Here is a 19697-nt window from a genome sequence, read left to right on the forward strand (position 1 = left end):
CTTCCTTCACTTCTTTAACTTCTAAAAATTCCTCCTTTAACTTCCAAAATCCCTTTCTTCACTTCCCCCAAAATTCTTTCTTAACTTCCAAAAACCACTTGCATAACGTCTTAAAAAACTTTCAAAACAAAACGAATTATGAAAATATTTGCGGTAGGAATGAACTATATCCAGCACAATAAAGAGCTGGACGGAGCGTTATATAAACCGGAGAGTCCTGTTATATTCACCAAGGCCGACTCCGCATTGCTGAAAGACAAGAAACCGTTTTTCATTCCTGACTGGATGGGGCGGGTAGACTATGAGACCGAGATTGTGGTACGTATATGCCGCCTCGGCAAGAGTATTCCCGAGCAATTCGCCCATCGCTATTACGATGCCGTGACGGTGGGAATAGATTTTACGGCACGCGATTTGCAGAAAAAACTGCGTGATGCCCGGCTGTCATGGGACTTATGCAAGGGGTTTGACGGCTCGGCGGCCATCGGGGAGTGGGTCGGCAAGGATAAGTTCAGGGACATACAAGCCCTGCGTTTCCATCTCGACATAAACGGACAGACGGTACAGGAAGGCTGTACGAGCGACATGCTCTTCCGCATAGACGAGCTCGTGGCCTATATAAGCAGATTTTTCACCTTGAAGACCGGTGACATCATATACACGGGAACGCCTGCCGGAATAGGGCCGGTGCATATCGACGACCGTCTGACGGGATATATAGAAGACAGAAAAGTACTGGAATTCAACTGTAAATGACGAAAAGACAAATCCTGATATTTGCCATATTTCTGTGCGGTATCGTGAAAACGGCTGCGCAGGAGTTTTTCAACCTGACGGCTGAGCAAGTCAGGATAGACACCCTCTTGCCTCATTTCAGTTATTCGAAAGACCTCGGTTATCATTATCCGGACTCGGTATACGACGTGAAAATAGAGTATCCCGAGTTTATCGACATGGCCGATGACGATATAGATAAATACCGTAAAATCACGGGCGACCTGCCTCCGGAGCTTCCTGAGGTGAATGTGTCGGTATCGGTATCGCGCAAACGCGGTTCGCTCGACGTGTCGTTCGTGCCGCTTGTGTTTCGTGACGGCAGATACAAGAAGCTCGTCAGTTTCATGCTATCCTTTAAAGCACTGCCCGCAAAGAACGCCGTTCGGGGGGTAGGCAAGTCAATGCGCTATAACGCTCCGGCAGAAAGATATGCCGGGCACTCTGTGCTCGGGAGCGGGACATGGGCGAAAATCCGTGTGCCGGCAAGCGGAGTATATCATCTCTCGGATGCCCTTATACGCCAGGCCGGATTTTCAGACATGTCGAAGATCAGGGTTTACGGATATGGCGGATACATGCAGCCGGAGCGGTTGGACGGTGATTATCTCGCGGCGACGGACGACCTGCGGCAAGTGGCTACGTATACAGCCGGCGGCAAGCGTTTTTTCTATGCCCGAGGCCCGGTGCGATGGGTTGATGGTAACGACCGTGAGCGCAATCCTTATTCGGACTACGGATATTATTTCATCACCGAAAGCGACGGCGAGGCACTCACTGCGGACAGCGCGGCCTTTTTCGGCGGTTTTTATCCGGCAGGCGAGGACTATAACACGCTGTATGAGGTAGACGACTATTCGTGGTATCACAGCGGTCGCAACCTTTATGATTCACGGGTGTTTACCGTAAACACGCCTAATGATTATTCGCTTGACGCAGCCGGACCGTCGGCTGTCGGAAGGCTGAGGGTGGTGATGACGGCCGATGTGTCGTCTGCCGCCACCATACATGTGAACGACAGCCTGGCCGGGACGATTACCGTAGGGACAACCAAAGACCCCAATGGCTTGGCCAATAGGGGCAGTGTGGTGCTTGACGTGCTCAACCTGAAACCAGCCAACAAGATTACAATAACGCAGACACGGGGCGGTGTCATGCGTCTGGACTATATGACATTGCATACCTACAAGCCCAGGGCGGTGCCCGATCCGGCGGTAGACGACATGCCGGTGCCGGAGTATGTGCACCGCATCACCAATCAGGATTTGCATGCGGACGGCCCGGCCGACATGGTGATAATAATTCCGACGACACAGAAGATGCGTGCGCAAGCCGAGCGCTTGAAAGCCATACATGAGCTTAACGACGGCATGAGGGTGCGCATAGTGCCGGCAGATGAGCTGTACAACGAGTTCTCGAGCGGCACGCCGGATGCCACGGCTTACCGCAGATATATGAAAATGCTCTACGACAGGGCGGCGACCGATGATGACGCGCCCAAGTATCTGTTGCTCTTTGGCGATGCGGCATGGGACAACAGGATGCTTACCTCCACATGGCGTAACTACTCTCCCGATGATTTCCTGCTATCGTTTCAGAGCAGGAACTCGGTGAGCAAGACGCACAGCTATATCTCCGACGATTTCTTCTGCCTGCTCGATGACGGTGAAAGGATATTCAACGGAACGGAAACGGAGTCTGTTGAAAATCCTGATGCCGACCGGTATAATTTCAGGGGTAAGCCTGATGTGGCTGTCGGACGGTTGCCGGTCCGTACCCCGGAAGAGGCTTCTGTCATTATAGACAAGATTGAGGCGTATATCGGCAACCGCACAGCCGGCTCATGGCAGAACACGACCGTTTTTCTTGGCGACGACGGAGACAACAACATACACATGGACGGAGCGGACAAAACGGCCGGCACGTTGGAGGCAAGGTCTCAGAGTTTTGACATCAAGAAAATAATGTGGGACGCATACAAGCGTGAGACATCATCGACGGGCTCGAGATATCCTGATGTTGAGCGTGCCGTAAGGCAGTATATGACGGATGGCGCGCTTCTGATTAACTATACAGGACACGGCTCGCCGGTGCTGTTGTCGCATGAGCAGGTGGTGAAACTGCACGATTTCGCAAGTACTTCGACAGCAAATCTGCCCTTATGGTTTACCGCCGCATGCGATATAATGCCGTTCGACGGGCAGGAAAGCAATATCGGTGAGACGGCAATGCTGAACAGAAACGGTGGCGCCGTGGCATTCATCGGCACCACACGCACGGTATATGCCAACTATAACGAATATCTCAACAAGGCGTTCATCATAGAAATGTTCGGTAATGCGGATGAGAACATCTCGATAGGAGAGGCCCTTCGCAGAGCCAAGAATGACATGGTAAGCCCTTCCTCGGGAGGATACTCCAATGATTATACAGACAATAAGCTGCATTTCGCGCTTTTGGGAGACCCGGCCTTGAAACTGTGCAAGCCCACATTCGCGGTCGAGATAGACAGTATCGGAGGAAAGAAAGCCGACGGCAGCGAGCCGGTCACCCTTAAGGCCGGCCAGGCCGTGACCGTGATTGCCCATGTGAAAGACAAGGGACATACGCTGACAGACTTCAAGGGAGTCATGGCAGCCACGGTGAAAGACATCAAAGAGACAATCGTATGCCGTGCCAATGAGACCGGAAACACGTCAAGGGCGTTTAAGTATGAAGACCGTACCGGCATAATCTTTCATGGAGCGGATAGCGTGAGAGACGGTCGTATCGAATTCTCTTTTATCATTCCGAAAGACATTAAATACAAGAATGGAAACGGGCAGATAATCATTTATGCCGTAAACGGCGACAAGACGAAGACCGCTCACGGCTCGAACGACGGCTTCATGCTCAACGGCTCGGTAGAGGCCGCCGCCGACTCGATAGGCCCGTCGATATATTGTTATCTTAATTCGACAGCGTTTACCAACGGTGATAATGTCAATCCCACGCCGCATTTCTTTGCCGAGATATACGATGAGAGCGGAATAAACTCTTCCGGTGGCGGAATAGGCCATGATCTTGAACTTATAATAGACGGAGATATGTCGAAAACGTATAATCTCAACGATTGTTTCACATACGATTTCGGAAGCTATAAGAACGGAACTCTCGGTTACAGTATACCCAGATTGGAGCCGGGGCGCCATAGATTGCTTTTCCGGGCGTGGGATATCCTCAACAATTCGTCTGTGGCAGAGCTTACGTTCAATGTCGTGGAAGGGCTTGGTCCTAATATCATCAATGTCGATTGCACACGCAATCCCGCCACAACGTCCACATCGTTCCGCATAGTGCATGACCGTGCGGGATGCCATGTGAATGCGTTGATAGAGATATTCGACATGTCGGGACGCTTGCTTTGGACGCATGCGAGAGACGGAATGCAGGCAGACAATACGATGACGATAGACTGGGACCTCACCATCGACGGCGGACGGCCGCTTGGCACGGGGGTATATCTGTATCGGGTGAATATCTCGGGCGATGGCAGCTCCTACACTTCAAAGGCCAAGAAATTGATTGTAATAAGCAATAAATAGGCCTGTCGCCACGTTTATAGATTAGTGTTTATGAACATTTCATGAATTATAATCAATCATCAGGAGATTTATGCCCTGCAAATCCGACAATTTATAATCGGCGGTTTCGCAATTCATAATCGGTGGTGCGGCATCTTAATAATAAACCATTTCGTAAATTACAAACCATAATATCACAGATGAACAGCAGACTCAGAATATCCATACTCTCGGCGTTGACGCTCATTTGCCTTTGTGCAGAGGCGCAAGACGATAAATTGCAACAATTCAATCCGGTGGAGCATGCCGTGATTTCACAGACCATTGCCCCCGACGCACGTGCGGCCGGTATGGGTGATGTGGGTGCGGCTACCGACCCGGATGTGACGTCCCAGTTCTGGAACCCGGCCAAATACCCGTTCTGTATCAGCCGTGCCGGAGTGTCGCTCAATTACACCCCATGGCTGCGTCAGCTTGTGAGCGACATCGATCTGGCCTATGTTACCGGCTATTATCGTATCGGAGATTACAGTGCGGTGTCAGGTTCTATCAGATATTTCTCTCTCGGTGAGGTGTTCACCGACGTAGGTTCCGACGGTGAAGGCGATATGAGTGTCAAGCCTTACGAGATGTCTATGGACGTGGCTTACTCGCTGATGCTGAGCGAGAAGTTCTCGATAGCCGCCGCGATACGCTGGATCTACTCCGACCTGCGTTATGACTATTCTGAAGATTCTTCGCCTGCGTCAGCCTTTGCCGCCGACCTTGCCATGTACTATAATAACTATCTGAACATTGGCAGCCGTGAGTGTCAGCTCGGTCTGGGTATGAATATAAGCAATATCGGTAGCAAGATAACCTATTACGGCGATGACCGCAGCCAGTTTATTCCTGCAAACCTCCGTATCGGAGCGGCGCTGATGGTGCCGATAGACGAGTATAACCGTTTCACCATAGCGGCGGACGCCAACAAACTGCTCGTGCCCACGGTGCCGAAGCAGATGGAAGGCGAGAGCGCGTCTGACTATCAGGACCGTGTAATCCGCGAATATAGTGATGTCGGTTCGATATCAGGTATATTCAAGAGTTTCGGTGATGCCCCCGGTGGATTCAAGGAAGAACTTGAGGAGATACAGTGGAGCGTGGGAGCCGAATATGTTTATCATGATCAGTTCTCTCTGCGTGCCGGTTATCATCATGAGAGCGAGAGTAAAGGAAACAGGAAGTATTTCACTCTCGGAGGCGGTTTCCGGATGAATGTGTTTTCGCTTGACGTGGGATATGTGATTTCCACGGCGCAGAGCAACCCGCTCGACCAGACCCTGCGCTTTTCTTTGGCGTTTGATATGGATGGCATTAAAGACCTCTTCAGACGGTAAGATGCCTTTTACCGGGACATGCTGATACGTCAGTCTTTGGATTCGGGTGTTATATCCCGTCTGGCAGGACATTATTTTGCCTTCGGATGAGTATCATTCCGTTTTATGTTGAGTGTCATTTTACTTCCGTATGGCAGCCATGTAGCCTTTGAGTGATAATCATATCGCTTATAAACAATGGTAATGTTATTTTAATGGTAATGAAATTCGCCTGTTGGCGGTAAACAATATGATTATGAACGGTTACAGAATAGGTTTCGGTTTCGATGTGCACAAGCTCGTAGAGGGCCGCGAACTCTGGATGGGCGGTATAAAGATTGACCATACTCATGGCCTGCTCGGACACAGCGATGCCGATGTGCTGATACATGCCGTGTGCGATGCCCTGCTGGGTGCGGCCAATATGCGTGACATCGGCTACCATTTTCCCGACACATCGGAGGATACTCTCAATATAGACAGCAAGATATTGCTCCGCAAGACAATCGGTCTCATAGCATCCAAAGGTTACTCCGTGGGTAATATAGATTGTACGATATGTGCCGAGCGTCCGAAGATGAATCCGCATATACCGGCGATGTGTAAATGTCTTGCCGAGGTCATGGGAACGGATGAGGACTGTATTTCCATCAAGGCCACTACCACCGAGCGTCTCGGATTTACCGGCCGTGAGGAAGGAATAAGTGCGTACGCTGTGGCTTTGATAACGAAAGACTGTTGACTTTCGGTATTTTTTGTCTTTGTAGCTAAAATCATAAGGCGCGGGAAACATTATGTTTTTTGCGCTTTTTTATGTTCCAACGTGAAGTATGAAATGAAACTTAATAGTAAAATGATAGGCTGTAAGGATAAAAAAACGTATCTTTGTGCCGTATACGAATAGCTGTGGATGCTTGCGGAAGTATGTTTATACCATAGTAAAGCGTCGGTGTTTAAGTAAAGAAAGATGGTGTTATGCTGGAGAAAGACTATATAATGCGCCTTGTACGTGAGTTTGGAGAGGCTGTCGCTCTACTGCTGAATAAGAGTGTGAGGAAGCAACAGGAAGAAATACAGCATATGTATAACGGCTATGTAGGCCCTTATGAGTTTTATCACACGGCGGCATTGGAAGATGTCATGGACAGCTTCGGGCAGTTTCCTGAAGACGAGAGACTGCCGCGCATGGAGATGCTCGCCAGATTGTACTATGTCGAGGCCGACTTGAAGACCGGCCCCATGCGCAGGATGCTGCTCGACAAGGCTCTTGCCCTTTTCATGTTTGTAGACAGGCATGATAAGACATACGACATGGACCGCATTGCAAAAATATCCGACTTGAAGCAACGGTTGGGATAGTGCCGCAATATATGTCGCCGCCCGTTCCACTTTCTTGTAAGTCATTCGGAGCGGCGGGATGTGCATGTAATCAGACAAATACATTTATTATATTATAAAAGCGGGGCTCACTTCAATACTATGAAGCGAGCCCCGTTTTTTTGATGTCCGTTGTGCCTTTTCATCGGCTTAACGGCTTTATTGCATGTTTGTCTGTATCTTTAACAGCCGGTCTGGGTTATTTGTTAATCAACCGCATGCCTGTTTTCTTTGCCGGTAACATGATTTTGGGGGCAGTCATCATCTGTCCGGTATCAATCTTTTTGCCGAAACGTGTGGCGTGCTTGTCCGCTTTCTTGGCTTTTGCTGTGCTTGGAGCGTTTGCCACGTCAGGTGTGGTGAACTTAACCTTTGTGAACGGTCCCCACTCTTTATTGGCGTTCATCGCTATTGCATAAGCGGTGTAGGTCTTGTTCGGTTCAAGTGCCCAACGGTCGTTGTCTTCTCCTATTACATCCCAGTTCGGATCGTCAAACATTGGGGGATAGTTCGGATTTTTCTCGTTTTTCAGATAGTTTTCTATCTCCTGATCCTGGGCACTTGTGTCTTCTTCTTTGTTTTCGGCCACTACCAGGTGGTAAACGAAAGTCTGGTCATTTGGTGTGAATTTGATCCATTGGTAGTATTCACCTCCTTCTTGGCCGAACTCACCGATTGTTATGTCAACCTTAGCCTCGCCCGGTCCCCCCTGTGAGGCTGTTGTCACGTATGCGTAGATTATCGGGGCGTATGTGCCGTTGGCGTCCCATGCCTGTATCGCGACTTCGTAGTCGGTGTTTGGTTTCAGATTCTTCCATTCAGTCTCATACTCACCGTCGAACGATACCTGGCTGAATTGCTTGATCATGTCGCCCATATTGTCGAAGCCCATCATCGGTCCCCACATCTCAAACTGATTCTGTGCATCGCCTTTATTGAACTGGCAGATGGCGTATGCGGCCACGTCTTCGTTGGGGGTGAACTTGCACTTGAACGAGGTTGGAGTGATGTCAGTGAAAGTGTATGCCACGTCGGGATTGCCGATAAGCGGAACTTGAGGTACTGTAAATTCGGCCTTTGAAGCCTCACAGGCCGTTCCGTAACCATCGTAACCCACTGTCATCACGGTGTAAGACGTTCCTGACTTGAAAGGTGTCTCAAAACCGGTCATCTGTCCGTTGGGGAAGTCATCCGTAAATGGGCCGATGCCACCGTTCTCTTCTATGAATGTTGCTGCTATCAGGTCGGTTGTGAGTGTATTTGCGGTGTTTGTCGGTATCACGGTTATTTTGAACGTGCGGCATGCCTCGGTCTTGATAGCCTCAATCCACAGGGTATCGCTCTGGCCGGCTTGTCCTTTCGCGAATTTGTTCACTTTCACGTCGGCGGCCACACGGCCTTCTGTCCTGAAGAATCCCACGCTGTCTATATCGTTGATGTTCCATGACTTGAACCGTCCTTGCTTGTTGAAGACAATCATTCTGTTCGGCTCTGCGGTCTGTGCGTCGGCTGCCAGTGTTATGAGAGCCATAATGAGTAGTAAGATATATTTTTTCATTTCTTTATGAATTTAAATGTGTTGTTGTTTACCTTGAATATATATACGCCTTTGGGCAGGGTGGATGTTTCAACGGGTGTGCCGTCCCAGTGTTCCGTACCCATCATTTTCCTGCCGTCTGCACTGAAAATGGAGGCCTGGGCGGTTTCGCTGATTCCGCTTGCTGACAGCATGTTGCCGTCGTAAGCAAACCTGATGTTTTGGTTGTCGTTGCCGGTGATGTTGTCGATGGCATCGGTCTTGTTCACAAACTTAATGCAGACAAGGTCGGCGAGGTTCAAGGCCGTTACGGTCTTTGCCGGCAGCGTGACAACATTCATCGCGCTTTCGTCGAAGTAGAACTTGCCGATGTCAGCCAGTTCGAACTTCTGTTGCTCGCCGCTGTGCTTCGTCACCACGACCTGTGTCTGTGCCGTGGCCGTGACTCCTGCCATCGCCAGCATGGCAACTGCCGCAATAGTAGTCTTTTTGTTCATAATTGTTGTTTTTTTTGTTTCCGTTCCGAGTATACCGTTGGTTCACTCTTCACTTTTAAATCATATTTTCGGTGACAAATATACATTAATTCTCTTTTAAAGTTTAATTTTTTGTGAAATAATTGTGAAAAATCATTGCAATTTGTTCGTGTGTCGGTTTCGTAATGTTCATTTTGAACCGTTCTCATCGTTATTGCGATGCTTTTTGGGGCTTACGTGTCATTGCCATGTAAATCGATATGCAGTTTTGTGGGTCGGCCGGACCGGGCAGGTTTGGTGCAATACGTAAAAATAAAGTCATTGCGCAGGAGGCTCTGGACCCCGTGTTTCTTCGGCCGCCTGATTTCAATTCTCAAGGTGATCGGGTATTCGGCGGTTTTCTGTTATGTTGATTCATGGCTGTTTGGTGAAATGATTTTTTATAAACGGTTTTCTTGTGGTCGGTAGGTTATTGTGTGCATCTTTTTGTATGTCATATTTTTTAAGTACCTTTGCAGTCGTAACATTCGATTACAGAATTAAAGAAAAGACAATAATAAAATAAGAATATGAGTATAGAAAAGCAAATTTGCGGAGCCGCGCTCGAAGCCGTCAAGGCTCTCTACGGCCAGGAAGTGCCGGAGGCAATGGTGCAGTTGCAGAAGACAAAGAAGGAGTTTGAGGGCAATCTTACTCTCGTGGTATTCCCTTTCTTGAAGATGTCGAAGAAGAAGCCGGAGGATACTGCCACCGAGATTGGAGCGTATCTTGTCGGGCACTGCCCGGCGGTGGCGTCGTTCAATGTGGTGAAGGGTTTCTTGAATCTATGTATAGCATGCGGAGCATGGCTCGACCTGCTGGCCGACATCGACTCGGCCGACACTTTCGGGCACCGTGAGGTCAAGGCCGATTCGCCGCTCGTGATGGTTGAATACTCGTCTCCCAACACCAACAAACCGCTCCATCTCGGCCACGTGCGCAACAACCTGCTCGGTTGGAGTCTCGCCCGCATAATGGAGGCCAACGGCAACAGGGTGGTGAAGACCAACATCGTAAACGACCGTGGCATACATATCTGCAAGTCTATGCTGGCATGGCTGAAATACGGTAACGGTGAGACACCGGAGACAAGCGGCAAGAAAGGCGACCATCTCATTGGTGACTATTATGTGGCTTTCGACAAACATTATCGCAAGGAGGTGGCCTCGCTTAAAGAACAGTATCTCATGGAAGGCATGGAGGCCGAGGCGGCCGAGAAGAAAGCCAAGGAAGAGGCTCCGCTGATAAAGGAGGCTCACGACATGCTCGTGAAGTGGGAGAATAACGACCCCGAGGTGCGCGCCCTGTGGAAGAAGATGAACGACTGGGTGTATGCCGGCTTCGACGAGACATACAAAGCCATGGGCGTTGGTTTCGACAAGATATATTACGAGAGCGAGACATATCTTAAGGGTAAGGCCAAAGTGGAAGAGGGACTTGCGAAAGGTCTCTTCGAGCGTCACGAGGACAACAGCGTGTGGGCCGACCTCACCGACGAGGGACTCGACCGGAAGCTCCTTCTGCGCAGCGACGGCACCAGCGTGTATATGACCCAGGACATCGGCACTGCCGAGATGCGTTTCAAGGATTTCCCGATAGACAAGATGATATACGTGGTTGGCAACGAGCAGAACTATCATTTCCAGGTTCTTTCGATACTGCTCGACCGTCTCGGCTTCAAGTGGGGCCGCGAGTTGGTACATTTCTCATACGGAATGGTGGAACTGCCGAACGGTAAGATGAAGAGCCGCGAGGGCACGGTGGTAGATGCCGACGACCTTATGGAACTGATGGTGGCCGATGCCCGCCGCACAAGTGAGGAGGCAGGCAAGTTCGATGACATGACAGAGGGCGAGCGTGCCGAGATTGCCCGCGTTGTGGGCATGGGAGCGTTGAAATACTTCATACTGAAAGTCGATGCCCGTAAGAACATGCTTTTCAATCCCGAGGAGTCTATTGACTTTAACGGCAACACAGGGCCTTTCATTCAGTACACATACGCCCGTATACGCAGTATCATGCGCAAGGCGGCCGCGGCCGGTCTGGATGCGGCTATTCCTGCGGCCGGTATCTCAACAGACCTGAATGAAAAGGAGATAGCCCTCATCCAGAAGATGAACGACTATGGCGCCGTTGTGGCTCAGGCCGGCAAGGATTACAGTCCGAGCGGCATTGCCAACTATTGCTATGAGTTGACAAAAGAGTTCAACCAGTTCTATCATGATTACAGCATATTGAGGGAAGAAGACGGTAACAAGAAACTCATGCGTCTCGTTATCGCCCGCAATGTGGCAAAGGTTATAAAGAACGGCATGTCGCTGTTGGGTATTGAGGTGCCTGAGAGGATGTAGTTTTTTTAGGAATTAATATATTAGGTTTGGGAGTTAATAAGTTAAGCCAAATGCTTTGTCATGTGAAATTAGAGGAGCAAGGGGGGATGCCATAGCTTTTAAGATTTGGAGGTCATGACATCTTCTTGCTCATCGTTCGTAATCATACACTTAAAGCATTTGGCTTAACTTCTTAATTCCTTAACTTCCATAAAATAGAATTCAATATGCCCGACATGCCGATCAATCCGCCCGACTGGCGGCACGACACAGTACTGCCACTTCATTTAGACGTGCGTGCCGACGCATGGGCCGTGGATGCCGCTTGCAGCGGTAATCCCGGACCTATGGAGTATAGAGGCATCGATCTTGCCACCGGACAACAGGTATTCCACTACGGCCCGGTGCACGGAACGAACAATATCGGTGAGTTTCTTGCCATTGTTCATGCCTTGGCGCTTATGCGGCAGCAGGGAATAAACAAGGCGATATATTCCGATAGCTATAATGCCATACTGTGGGTGAGCAAGCGTAAGTGTAAGACAAAGCTCGAGCGCAACGCCGATACGGAAAAGCTGTTCGGGGTGATAGCGCGTGCGGAGCATTGGTTGGCTACCCATAGTTATACCAACCCGATAATAAAATGGGAAACGAAGAAGTGGGGCGAGGTGCCCGCCGACTTCGGAAGGAAATAACGATAACGTGCAAAACCGTTGCAAAAAACCGTTCACATCGGTTTTGCAACGGTTTTTTCATGTTCCGTCCGTCTGTATGTGGCAATTACGTTTCCGTCGTATTGCCGTTTTTATGTTCCGTCCGTCTGTATGTGGCAATTATGTTTCCGTCGTATTGCCGTTGTTCACACAGCCTTATGCCGTCGGGCAGGGTGGGAGCGTGTGTACCTCCCGTTACTGTTGCCGGCGATATCTCTACCCTTATCTCGTCGAACAGTCCCTCACTGATGAACGATCGGTGTGTTTTTGCTCCGCCCTCAACGATCAGCGACTGTATGCTCTTGCCGTGCAGGTCGTCCATCAGGCTGTGCAGGTCTGTGTCGTGGCCGAGCGTTATCCGCATTGGGTCACGCCCGGTCCAGTGCCGCACGTTCAGTGCGGGGCGATCCCGTTCGGCCGTCGTTCGTCCCACGAGAATGGCGTCGTTCTCAGCCCGCAGTCTGTGGCTGAGCATGCTGGTGAACGCATTGGATATGGCCGTGGGCCGGAAGTTGTCGTCTATATATCCGTTTGATGTCTGTGCCCATTTGAGTATGATGTAAGGCCTGTGCTCGCTGTGGTATGTCATGAAGCGTTTGTTCAACTCGGCACACTCGCTTTCGAGCACTCCCACCGTCACTTCAATCCCGGCACGGCGTATCATCTCGATGCCGCGGCCCTGTACGCGGGCGAAAGGATCGGTGCATCCAACCACCACCCGTCGCACGCCTTTCTTTATTATCAGTTCGGCGCATGGCGGTGTCTTGCCGTGGTGGGCGCACGGTTCGAGGCTTACGTATATCGTGGCTTCGGCCAGCAGCTGTTCGTCTGCCGGTCTGACCGAGGCGAACGCGTTCACCTCGGCATGTCCTTCGCCGCATCTTATGTGGTAGCCCTCACCGATAATTCTTCCACGGTGCGTTATCACTGCGCCCACCATTGGGTTCGGCCTCGCCTCCATCAGCCCGCAACGTGCCAGTTGCAGGCATCGGCGCATGTATCTTTCATCTTCCGTTATTCTGCTCATCGCTTATCTTCTCTATCGATTTCAGTTGTCGCCGGCAACCTGTTTTTGATGCCTTCTCCCGCCTGTCCGGTCGCTTTTGGCAATCCGTTTCATCGCCGTTGCGCATATTTTTACTACCTTTGCATATCATGACATACGAAGAACTGTGGCGTAAGCTGACTCCGATATATGCCCAAGGCGAGGCGAAAGCCATCGTCAGGTATGTGCTCGACATGCGTTTCGGCTTGTCGGCTACCGATGTTTACTGTGGCAAAGTTACACAATTAAGCGCAGACGAGTGTCTCGAACTCGAAAAAATCATCGTCCGCCTGTCTGCCGCCGAGCCTGTGCAGTATGTTCTCGGCTGTGCCGATTTCTGCGGGCGCACGTTCCGTGTGGCTCCCGGCGTGCTCATTCCGCGGCCGGAGACGGAGGAGCTTGTGAGGATGGTGGTGGGTGATAGCGCTGACGACAGACCGTCCACCTTTTCTCCATTTTCGGTCCTCGACATCGGTACGGGCAGCGGTTGTATAGCCGTCACTTTGTCGGCCGATATTCCCGGAGCGTCGGTCACGGCATGGGATATATCCGGCGAGGCGCTGTCCATAGCGGAGCGTAATGCCGGTGGGCTTGGCGCGAATGTGCTCTTTGCGCTTCAAGACGCGTTGAGTCCGCCCGACGATGCGGACAAATGGAATGTGATAGTGAGCAACCCGCCGTATATATGTGATAATGAGCGTGTGTCAATGGAGCGTAATGTGCTTGAGCACGAGCCTCATACCGCGCTCTTTGTGCCCGATGACAATCCGCTGCTGTTCTATCGTTCTATCGCCGCCTATGCCGTGAAGGCTCTCAAGCCGGGCGGCAGGCTGTATTTTGAGATAAACCCGATATATTCCGATGAGCTTGCTGTCATGCTGCGCGGCATGGGCTTCGGCCGTGTGCGCATAGTGGAAGACGGGTACGGCAAGGAGCGTTTCGCCGTGGCATGTAAGACGGTTGGCGAAGAATCAAATATCATCAAACCCCATAAAGACAAATGACCAAGATTACAGAAAAAGATGCTCTGTTGAGGCTGACGAGCCTCTGTGCGCGGGGTGAGCACTGCGCCCACGAGATGCGGGAGAAGATGCGCCGCTGGGAGTTGACGGACGATGAGCAGGCAAGAGTGATGGAATATCTCACCGACGGAAAGTTCGTGGACGATGAGCGCTATGCCCGTGCCTTTGTAGCAGACAAGATTAAATACGGCAAGTGGGGCCGGCGCAAGATAGAGCAGGCTCTCTGGCAGAAGCGGATAGACGACGATATACGCCGCATGGTGCTCGATGAGGTCGACGACGGAGAGTATATAGCCGTGCTGCGACCTCTCCTTCAAAGCAAGCGCAAGGGCATAAAGGCGTCTGGCGACTATGAGATGAACATGAAGCTGATGCGTTTTGCCATGGGGCGCGGCTTTACAATGGATATTATCAGGCATTGCGTCGATTGCCCGGAGGAGTGATGCGTATAAGCTTTCTCACCCGTCTGCTCGACCTGGTCGCTCCCCGTGCGTGTGCCGTGTGCGGCTCCCGGCTGGCGGCTTCGGAGCGTTTTATCTGCTCGTCGTGTGTCCTTCATCTGCCGCGCACCGGTTATCATGCCCGTCCGCAAGACAATATTGTGGCCCGGCTGTTCTGGGGACGGGTGACGGTCATGAAAGCGTCGGCGTTTATTTTCTTCAGGCCGAAAGCAGAGTCGGCCGCCATCGTATATGAGATGAAGTATCGTGGAGATGTGGGAGCCTGCCGGTATATGGGGCGGATGATGGCGGCCGAGCTTGCGGCCGACGGCTTTTTCGACGGTATCGACATCATAGTTCCCATACCGTTGACCCGCAAGCGCCGCCGTGCGAGAGGCTACAACCAGAGTGAGGAACTTGCCCTTGGAGTGGCGGAGGTAGCCGGCCTGCCTGTTGATGCGGCCGTTGTTGAGCGCAAGGGGTTCTCGGTGAGCCAGACAAAACTGAGCCGTGGGCAGAGAATGGACAACGTGGAGGGCACCTTCCGGTTGAAAGCCCCTGGGCGTATAGCCGGCCGCCATGTTCTGCTTGTCGACGATGTCATAACGTCGGGAGCCACGATGATGTCTTGTGTCCGTGCCGTCAGTGAGGCGGATGGTGTCACTGTCAGTGTGCTTGCGCTGTCGTTTTCACATGGTTGAACGGCAGCTTGAAGCAAGGAAGCCGGCTTTTGGCGGTCTGTTGTATGTATTCCTCTATTTGAGAGACAGCCTTTCTTTTTCCTACGTCTGTCCTTTCTTCACTCCGCCGATGCTTAATCTCGCATATTTTGTGTAATTTTGCATGCGTATACGGTTGATGTCCGTAAGCGGCAGCGCTCCGGACCGCAAGCATGTACCGATGCGCACCGCCTGAACGATAATGAAAATAAACATCAAAATATAATAGATATGGATACAATTAAAAACATTTTCGCGTCGAAACTGCTCGACATCAAAGCCATAAAGTTGCAGCCCGGTAATCCGTTTACATGGGCATCTGGATGGAAGTCGCCTTTCTATTGCGACAATCGCAAGACTCTGTCATATACCGGCCTGCGCACCTTCGTGAAGCTCGAACTGTGCCATGCCATACAGGAGAACTTTCCCGGCGTAGAGGCCGTGGCCGGAGTGGCGACGGGCGCCATCGCCCAAGGGGCGCTGGTGGCCGACGAGCTGAACCTGCCCTTTGCCTACGTGCGCAGCAAGCCGAAAGATCACGGTATGGAAAACCTTATCGAGGGCGATCTCGAACCCGGCGCAAAAGTGGTTGTCGTGGAAGATCTCATCTCCACGGGAGGCAGCAGCCTGAAAGCCGTTGAGGCTCTGCGCAAGCATGGTTGCGATGTAGTGGGCATGGTGGCTTCTTATACTTACGGCTTCCCGGTGGCAGAGAAGGCGTTTGCCGATGCCGGTGTGAAGCTCGTGACGCTTACCGACTACGAGCATGTGGTGGCTCGCGCGGCGGCCACAGGCTATATCGCCGATGCCGACATAGAGGTGCTTAACGAGTGGCGGAGCAATCCTGCCGAGTGGCGTAAGTAAGATATCTCGGACAGGCTGGAATACCATGTTAATTAAAAATTATGTCCTATGAGTAAATTTGAAAGCAGCATAAAGCAGATACCTTATTCGCAGACGGCGGTGTACAATGGTATCAGCAACTTGGAAAATCTGGAGAAGGTGCGCGACCGCGTGCCTGAAGACAAGGTCAAGGATTTCCGTTTCGACCACGACTCTGTGAGTGTGAACGTGGCTCCCGTGGGCGAGTTGCGCATGCAGATAATAAACCGTGAGGAGCCGAAGTGCGTGAAGTTTGAGGCCGTACAGTCGCCAATCCCTTTCTACCTGTGGATACAGGTGCTGCCCGTGACCGACACTTCGAGCAAGATGAAGTTAACGCTCGAAGCCGACATCAACCCGTTTATAAAGGGAATGGTGTCCGGGCCGTTGCGCGACGGTCTTGAAAAAATCGCCGATGCGCTGGCGATGGTGCCTTACGAATAATCGTGCGGCTCATTCCCATACCACAGGCCGGTGGAGAGAGAAAACATTGTTTTATAGCACATAAAAATGCGGCTGCCCATCACGGGCAGCCGCATTTTCATTTTCACTTTTAATTAATCACAACAAACGTTGTGTTTTTCTTTAAATCCAGTCTCTCTCGAGACCATATTCTCCAACCGGTAGCTCTCTACCTTTTTTAAAAAAACGTTTTATTCTTCGTCATCTCCCCAGAGGTCGAGATGGTCTTTCGACAGACCCTCGCCACTCGCGTGTCCGTCGCCGAATATGGCCGAGCCGGTGTTTCCGCTCTCGTCGAACATTATGCTTGCTGCCATTATCTGTTCAGTCTCTATCGTCATTACCTCTGTTAGGGGTGTCATATATTGCTTTTTCATATTGCTTGTTTTTTTATTTATTGTTTGTTGATTTTATATTCCGATATTGTACGCTTGCCGTTTATTTCACTATAATCTTCTTGCCGTTCATGATATACAGGCCTTTCTCTGGAGAGGCTACACGCTGTCCGTTGAGGTTGTATATTGCGTTGTCTTTCGCGGTGTTGTCCTTTATCGTGCCGATGCCTGTGGTCTCTCCGTCGAAGATTACCTTTATGCCTTTGGCGGCGTTTGTCGTGAGCACTTTCAGGTATGCCTTGCCTGCCGCGAGCTTTGTACCTCCGTCTGCTTCGGGTCTGGCTTTGAAGAAGCCCACGGTCTCACCCTCTTTCGAGAGCACATAGTTGGTGTATTCTCCATCGGTCTCGTTCAGTGTGGTCTCAGCTTGTACGCCTGTAAAGTCGTTTCCGGCATTGCTTTCGGCCTCGGCAGCTATGACGATGTCTTCCGTAGTCGCAGCGTCATTGAGCGCGCGGATCAGCACTCCCTCGCCTGCGGCCACCGTGCTGACCTTAGTCAGTGTCACTGTGTTTCCGCTTACACTTGCCTTATATGCCGCAATCTTTGTGGCGCCGGTGAAATCCAATGCCACCGCCGGGCAGTATGTAGCCATACCTGCGTCTGTGACTGATACGGTCTCTGTGGCGTCGCCTGTTCTCTGGATATAGATAAAGTCTATGCCACGACTTCCGTCTGTTGTTGTTTCAAGAGTTATGGCTGTCTCTGTTGAGAGTGTAAACTCTTTGCTTTCATAATCTTGTATATAGCCTTTACTTGCGAACAATCCGCTTGTACCAGGATCTTTATCACTACAAATATAAGAAGATTCTATTTTTACATCATTTGCTTTGAATATGAATTCAGTTCCGGCACTTCCCCAAATGGAAGTATAAAGCCTATATTTGCCGGCTGGTAGAGTAACGATTGCTACAGCTTCCTCGTTTGCGTTGTAAGCGCATTTTCCATTAGAGCAACGGATGTCTGAATTAGCGGCAGAAGACATTGTCAATCCGTTGATAGACTCAGCTTCATTATAATATACTATATTCTCTTTTACTGCTTGATATCCATTGATATTTTCTATTTGATTGTTTGATTTTATCGTGAAGCTATGTGAATAATATCCGTTGTTACCTTTGGCTTCATGTGAATATAGGATTCCGTCAATATTATAATAGCGTGGATAGTTTACATAGGCAATCTCTTCTTCAAAGTCAGAACCTTCGGCGATTTTATTGGTATTTCCTGCTACAACGGTATTTACGGTATAGTTCCAAGTCGCAGCTTCACGGAAAATGAGAGTGATAATGTTCTGTTCGGTATCCTCAACCAATGTGATAGTATTATTACCACTTACGTATATGTACTTTTTGTCATCCGTATTAAATGAATTAAGCATAGATTCGCTTGCGCTTACTTCTTCACCGGTGTGACTTTCTATTTGTATATCTTCTTTTATTGTATTGTTGCTCTGATCTACAAATTTGATTGTATAAGTTGTTGGTTTTGCATCTTCGGATATTTCATTTTCCTCTACTATGATTCTTTTAATATATAGGTATCTTGGGAAGTTGAATTTGACAGCTCCATCTTCTTGTACTGTAAATACAGACGTATTGCCGCTTGATTCTTCCGTAAGATTGGAGCCAATGGTTGGTGCTCCTGTTGCCTCTATGGTTATTTTCTGGCCTTTTTTGCAGTCGGAAAGTCCGAATGCGCGACCTCCACCATTAGCTTGGTACAGTCCGTTTGACTGTCTTAGTAACCAGTTCGTTCCTGTTTGCAAAAGAAATTTTGTATCTAAAACGTCTTCATTTGCTTTGCAGGTCCCTAATACCGTATTTCCGACATTAATGGTGTTGTCGGTAAGAATGGTAATGCCTGTTTTGTCTGAATATTTTTTGCCAATTTCTGTAAAGTCTATTGACCATACAGTTTTTAATGCAGCAGACATGTTTGTCACCCCCATGGCCAATCCGACGGCCACGAGCAATGTTTTAAGTAAATTTCTTTTCATAAAGATTAAGTTATTAGTTATTGAATAAATTTTGAGTGTTGAGTGTCTGTCTTGTATGCCGCTGGTGTACGTACACGACAGTTGGGCGGAGCTTTTCGCTTCGCTATGCTTTGTGTTTCGGTGTTGTCGGGTTATTTTCGGGTCTGCGGCGCAATACGCTTGGTTTTCTGTGTGGCGTGCATACCCGTCGGTTCGTTTGCCGCTGACGGCATAAATGGAAATGTTGTCACAACTTTTTACCCACCCCCCCCCTATGGCTTAGGGCGGTTGTACCGACAATCGTCGGACAGCCTGTATACGGTTTAATGTTGTTCATCGGTATGCTTGTCAGCAGTTAAATAGTTATTCGTTTTCGGTTGGCAAATATACGAAATATTTTCCGAACGCAGAAATATTATATGTGTTTTTTGTACAGTTATAAATTTATTCGACAGCTTGCAGATATGCAATCAGTGCGATTCCGGATATATGAATAATATAAAAAAATGACAGATGCGGGATGTAAAAAACGCTTATGGACGTTGGTAATAATATTTACAAAACGCTGTTCAAAACTCGCCCGTTTA

The 19697-nt window shown here is 49.9% G+C and carries 17 protein-coding genes; 12 read left to right on the forward strand and 5 right to left on the reverse strand.

Annotated elements, in window-relative coordinates; translation table 11 throughout:
- Positions 1–138 precede the first annotated feature (138 nt).
- From MoGM_RS11115 to MoGM_RS11135, 5 genes are all read left to right on the forward strand, one after another.
- Positions 139–756: a fumarylacetoacetate hydrolase family protein gene (locus MoGM_RS11115; RefSeq protein WP_104370121.1), complete on the forward strand. Its 618-nt coding sequence runs from the start codon at positions 139–141 to the stop codon at positions 754–756.
- Positions 753–4358 (forward strand): type IX secretion system sortase PorU, encoded by a 3606-nt coding sequence (gene porU / locus MoGM_RS11120; RefSeq protein ID WP_104370122.1) that lies wholly within the window; start codon positions 753–755, stop codon positions 4356–4358. The genes MoGM_RS11115 and porU overlap by 4 nt, the downstream gene beginning before the upstream one ends.
- A gap of 179 nt (positions 4359–4537) precedes the next feature.
- A complete protein-coding gene (gene porV, locus MoGM_RS11125; RefSeq protein ID WP_104370123.1) occupies positions 4538–5716 on the forward strand; it encodes a type IX secretion system outer membrane channel protein PorV in 1179 nt (392 codons plus the stop codon).
- 235 nt (positions 5717–5951) lie between these two features.
- Positions 5952–6437 (forward strand): 2-C-methyl-D-erythritol 2,4-cyclodiphosphate synthase, encoded by a 486-nt coding sequence (ispF, locus tag MoGM_RS11130; RefSeq protein ID WP_104370135.1) that lies wholly within the window; start codon positions 5952–5954, stop codon positions 6435–6437.
- A 233-nt stretch (positions 6438–6670) separates the two neighbouring features.
- Positions 6671–7054, forward strand: coding sequence for a hypothetical protein (locus MoGM_RS11135; protein ID WP_104370124.1), 384 nt, complete (start codon positions 6671–6673; stop codon positions 7052–7054).
- 217 nt (positions 7055–7271) lie between these two features.
- On the opposite strand, the gene MoGM_RS11140 is transcribed toward MoGM_RS11135, so the two are convergent.
- Together MoGM_RS11140 and MoGM_RS11145 are read right to left on the reverse strand one after the other, a co-directional pair.
- The gene (locus MoGM_RS11140) at positions 7272–8630 is read right to left on the reverse strand and encodes a hypothetical protein (RefSeq protein WP_104370125.1); all 1359 of its coding nucleotides are present in this window, start codon (positions 8628–8630) and stop codon (positions 7272–7274) included.
- On the reverse strand, positions 8627–9106 hold the full coding sequence (locus tag MoGM_RS11145; protein ID WP_104370126.1) for a T9SS type A sorting domain-containing protein: 480 nt from the start codon (positions 9104–9106) through the stop codon (positions 8627–8629). The genes MoGM_RS11140 and MoGM_RS11145 overlap by 4 nt, the downstream gene beginning before the upstream one ends.
- A gap of 548 nt (positions 9107–9654) precedes the next feature.
- Here MoGM_RS11145 and argS point away from each other — a divergent pair.
- A complete protein-coding gene (gene argS, locus MoGM_RS11150; protein WP_104370127.1) occupies positions 9655–11475 on the forward strand; it encodes an arginine--tRNA ligase in 1821 nt (606 codons plus the stop codon).
- 206 nt (positions 11476–11681) lie between these two features.
- Positions 11682–12149 (forward strand): RNase H family protein, encoded by a 468-nt coding sequence (locus tag MoGM_RS11155; RefSeq protein WP_371410531.1) that lies wholly within the window; start codon positions 11682–11684, stop codon positions 12147–12149.
- A gap of 85 nt (positions 12150–12234) precedes the next feature.
- On the opposite strand, the gene ribD is transcribed toward MoGM_RS11155, so the two are convergent.
- Positions 12235–13194 (reverse strand): bifunctional diaminohydroxyphosphoribosylaminopyrimidine deaminase/5-amino-6-(5-phosphoribosylamino)uracil reductase RibD, encoded by a 960-nt coding sequence (gene ribD, locus MoGM_RS11160; protein WP_104370129.1) that lies wholly within the window; start codon positions 13192–13194, stop codon positions 12235–12237.
- Positions 13195–13322: 128 nt separating this feature from the next.
- On the opposite strand from ribD, the gene prmC reads away from it, so the two are divergent.
- The 5 genes from prmC (at position 13323) to MoGM_RS11185 (ending at position 16719) form a co-directional block, all read left to right on the forward strand.
- Entirely contained in the window at positions 13323–14216 is an 894-nt protein-coding gene (prmC, locus tag MoGM_RS11165; protein ID WP_104370130.1) for a peptide chain release factor N(5)-glutamine methyltransferase, read from the forward strand.
- Positions 14213–14677 (forward strand): regulatory protein RecX, encoded by a 465-nt coding sequence (locus MoGM_RS11170; protein WP_104370131.1) that lies wholly within the window; start codon positions 14213–14215, stop codon positions 14675–14677. The genes prmC and MoGM_RS11170 overlap by 4 nt, the downstream gene beginning before the upstream one ends.
- Positions 14677–15375 (forward strand): ComF family protein, encoded by a 699-nt coding sequence (locus MoGM_RS11175; RefSeq protein ID WP_104370132.1) that lies wholly within the window; start codon positions 14677–14679, stop codon positions 15373–15375. The genes MoGM_RS11170 and MoGM_RS11175 overlap by 1 nt, the downstream gene beginning before the upstream one ends.
- 249 nt (positions 15376–15624) lie before the next feature.
- On the forward strand, positions 15625–16257 hold the full coding sequence (pyrE, locus tag MoGM_RS11180; protein ID WP_104370136.1) for an orotate phosphoribosyltransferase: 633 nt from the start codon (positions 15625–15627) through the stop codon (positions 16255–16257).
- Between the two features lie 48 nt (positions 16258–16305).
- The gene (locus MoGM_RS11185) at positions 16306–16719 is read left to right on the forward strand and encodes a polyketide cyclase (RefSeq protein WP_104370133.1); all 414 of its coding nucleotides are present in this window, start codon (positions 16306–16308) and stop codon (positions 16717–16719) included.
- 209 nt (positions 16720–16928) lie between these two features.
- Here the strand turns inward: MoGM_RS11185 and MoGM_RS12825 are convergent, their stop codons facing one another.
- Both MoGM_RS12825 and MoGM_RS11190 read right to left on the reverse strand, forming a co-directional pair.
- Entirely contained in the window at positions 16929–17114 is a 186-nt protein-coding gene (locus MoGM_RS12825) for a hypothetical protein (RefSeq protein WP_146078726.1), read from the reverse strand.
- A 61-nt stretch (positions 17115–17175) separates the two neighbouring features.
- On the reverse strand, positions 17176–19131 hold the full coding sequence (locus MoGM_RS11190; protein WP_104370134.1) for a hypothetical protein: 1956 nt from the start codon (positions 19129–19131) through the stop codon (positions 17176–17178).
- Positions 19132–19697: the final 566 nt, after the last annotated feature.

The organism is Prevotella sp. MGM1 (assembly GCF_002933775.1).
In the GTDB taxonomy this organism is placed as follows: Bacteria; Bacteroidota; Bacteroidia; order Bacteroidales; family Bacteroidaceae; genus Prevotella.

Coding starts and splice junctions, on each gene's coding strand:
- prmC (WP_104370130.1), top strand. CDS start 13,323: ATGACATACGAAGAACTGTGGCGTAAGCTGACTCCGATATATGCCCAA.
- ribD (WP_104370129.1), bottom strand. CDS start 13,194: ATGAGCAGAATAACGGAAGATGAAAGATACATGCGCCGATGCCTGCAA.
- MoGM_RS11155 (WP_371410531.1), top strand. CDS start 11,682: ATGCCCGACATGCCGATCAATCCGCCCGACTGGCGGCACGACACAGTA.
- pyrE (WP_104370136.1), top strand. CDS start 15,625: ATGGATACAATTAAAAACATTTTCGCGTCGAAACTGCTCGACATCAAA.
- porV (WP_104370123.1), top strand. CDS start 4,538: ATGAACAGCAGACTCAGAATATCCATACTCTCGGCGTTGACGCTCATT.
- MoGM_RS11135 (WP_104370124.1), top strand. CDS start 6,671: ATGCTGGAGAAAGACTATATAATGCGCCTTGTACGTGAGTTTGGAGAG.
- MoGM_RS11170 (WP_104370131.1), top strand. CDS start 14,213: ATGACCAAGATTACAGAAAAAGATGCTCTGTTGAGGCTGACGAGCCTC.
- porU (WP_104370122.1), top strand. CDS start 753: ATGACGAAAAGACAAATCCTGATATTTGCCATATTTCTGTGCGGTATC.
- MoGM_RS11140 (WP_104370125.1), bottom strand. CDS start 8,630: ATGAAAAAATATATCTTACTACTCATTATGGCTCTCATAACACTGGCA.
- MoGM_RS11190 (WP_104370134.1), bottom strand. CDS start 19,131: ATGAAAAGAAATTTACTTAAAACATTGCTCGTGGCCGTCGGATTGGCC.
- MoGM_RS11115 (WP_104370121.1), top strand. CDS start 139: ATGAAAATATTTGCGGTAGGAATGAACTATATCCAGCACAATAAAGAG.
- MoGM_RS11185 (WP_104370133.1), top strand. CDS start 16,306: ATGAGTAAATTTGAAAGCAGCATAAAGCAGATACCTTATTCGCAGACG.
- MoGM_RS12825 (WP_146078726.1), bottom strand. CDS start 17,114: ATGAAAAAGCAATATATGACACCCCTAACAGAGGTAATGACGATAGAG.
- MoGM_RS11145 (WP_104370126.1), bottom strand. CDS start 9,106: ATGAACAAAAAGACTACTATTGCGGCAGTTGCCATGCTGGCGATGGCA.
- ispF (WP_104370135.1), top strand. CDS start 5,952: ATGAACGGTTACAGAATAGGTTTCGGTTTCGATGTGCACAAGCTCGTA.
- MoGM_RS11175 (WP_104370132.1), top strand. CDS start 14,677: ATGCGTATAAGCTTTCTCACCCGTCTGCTCGACCTGGTCGCTCCCCGT.
- argS (WP_104370127.1), top strand. CDS start 9,655: ATGAGTATAGAAAAGCAAATTTGCGGAGCCGCGCTCGAAGCCGTCAAG.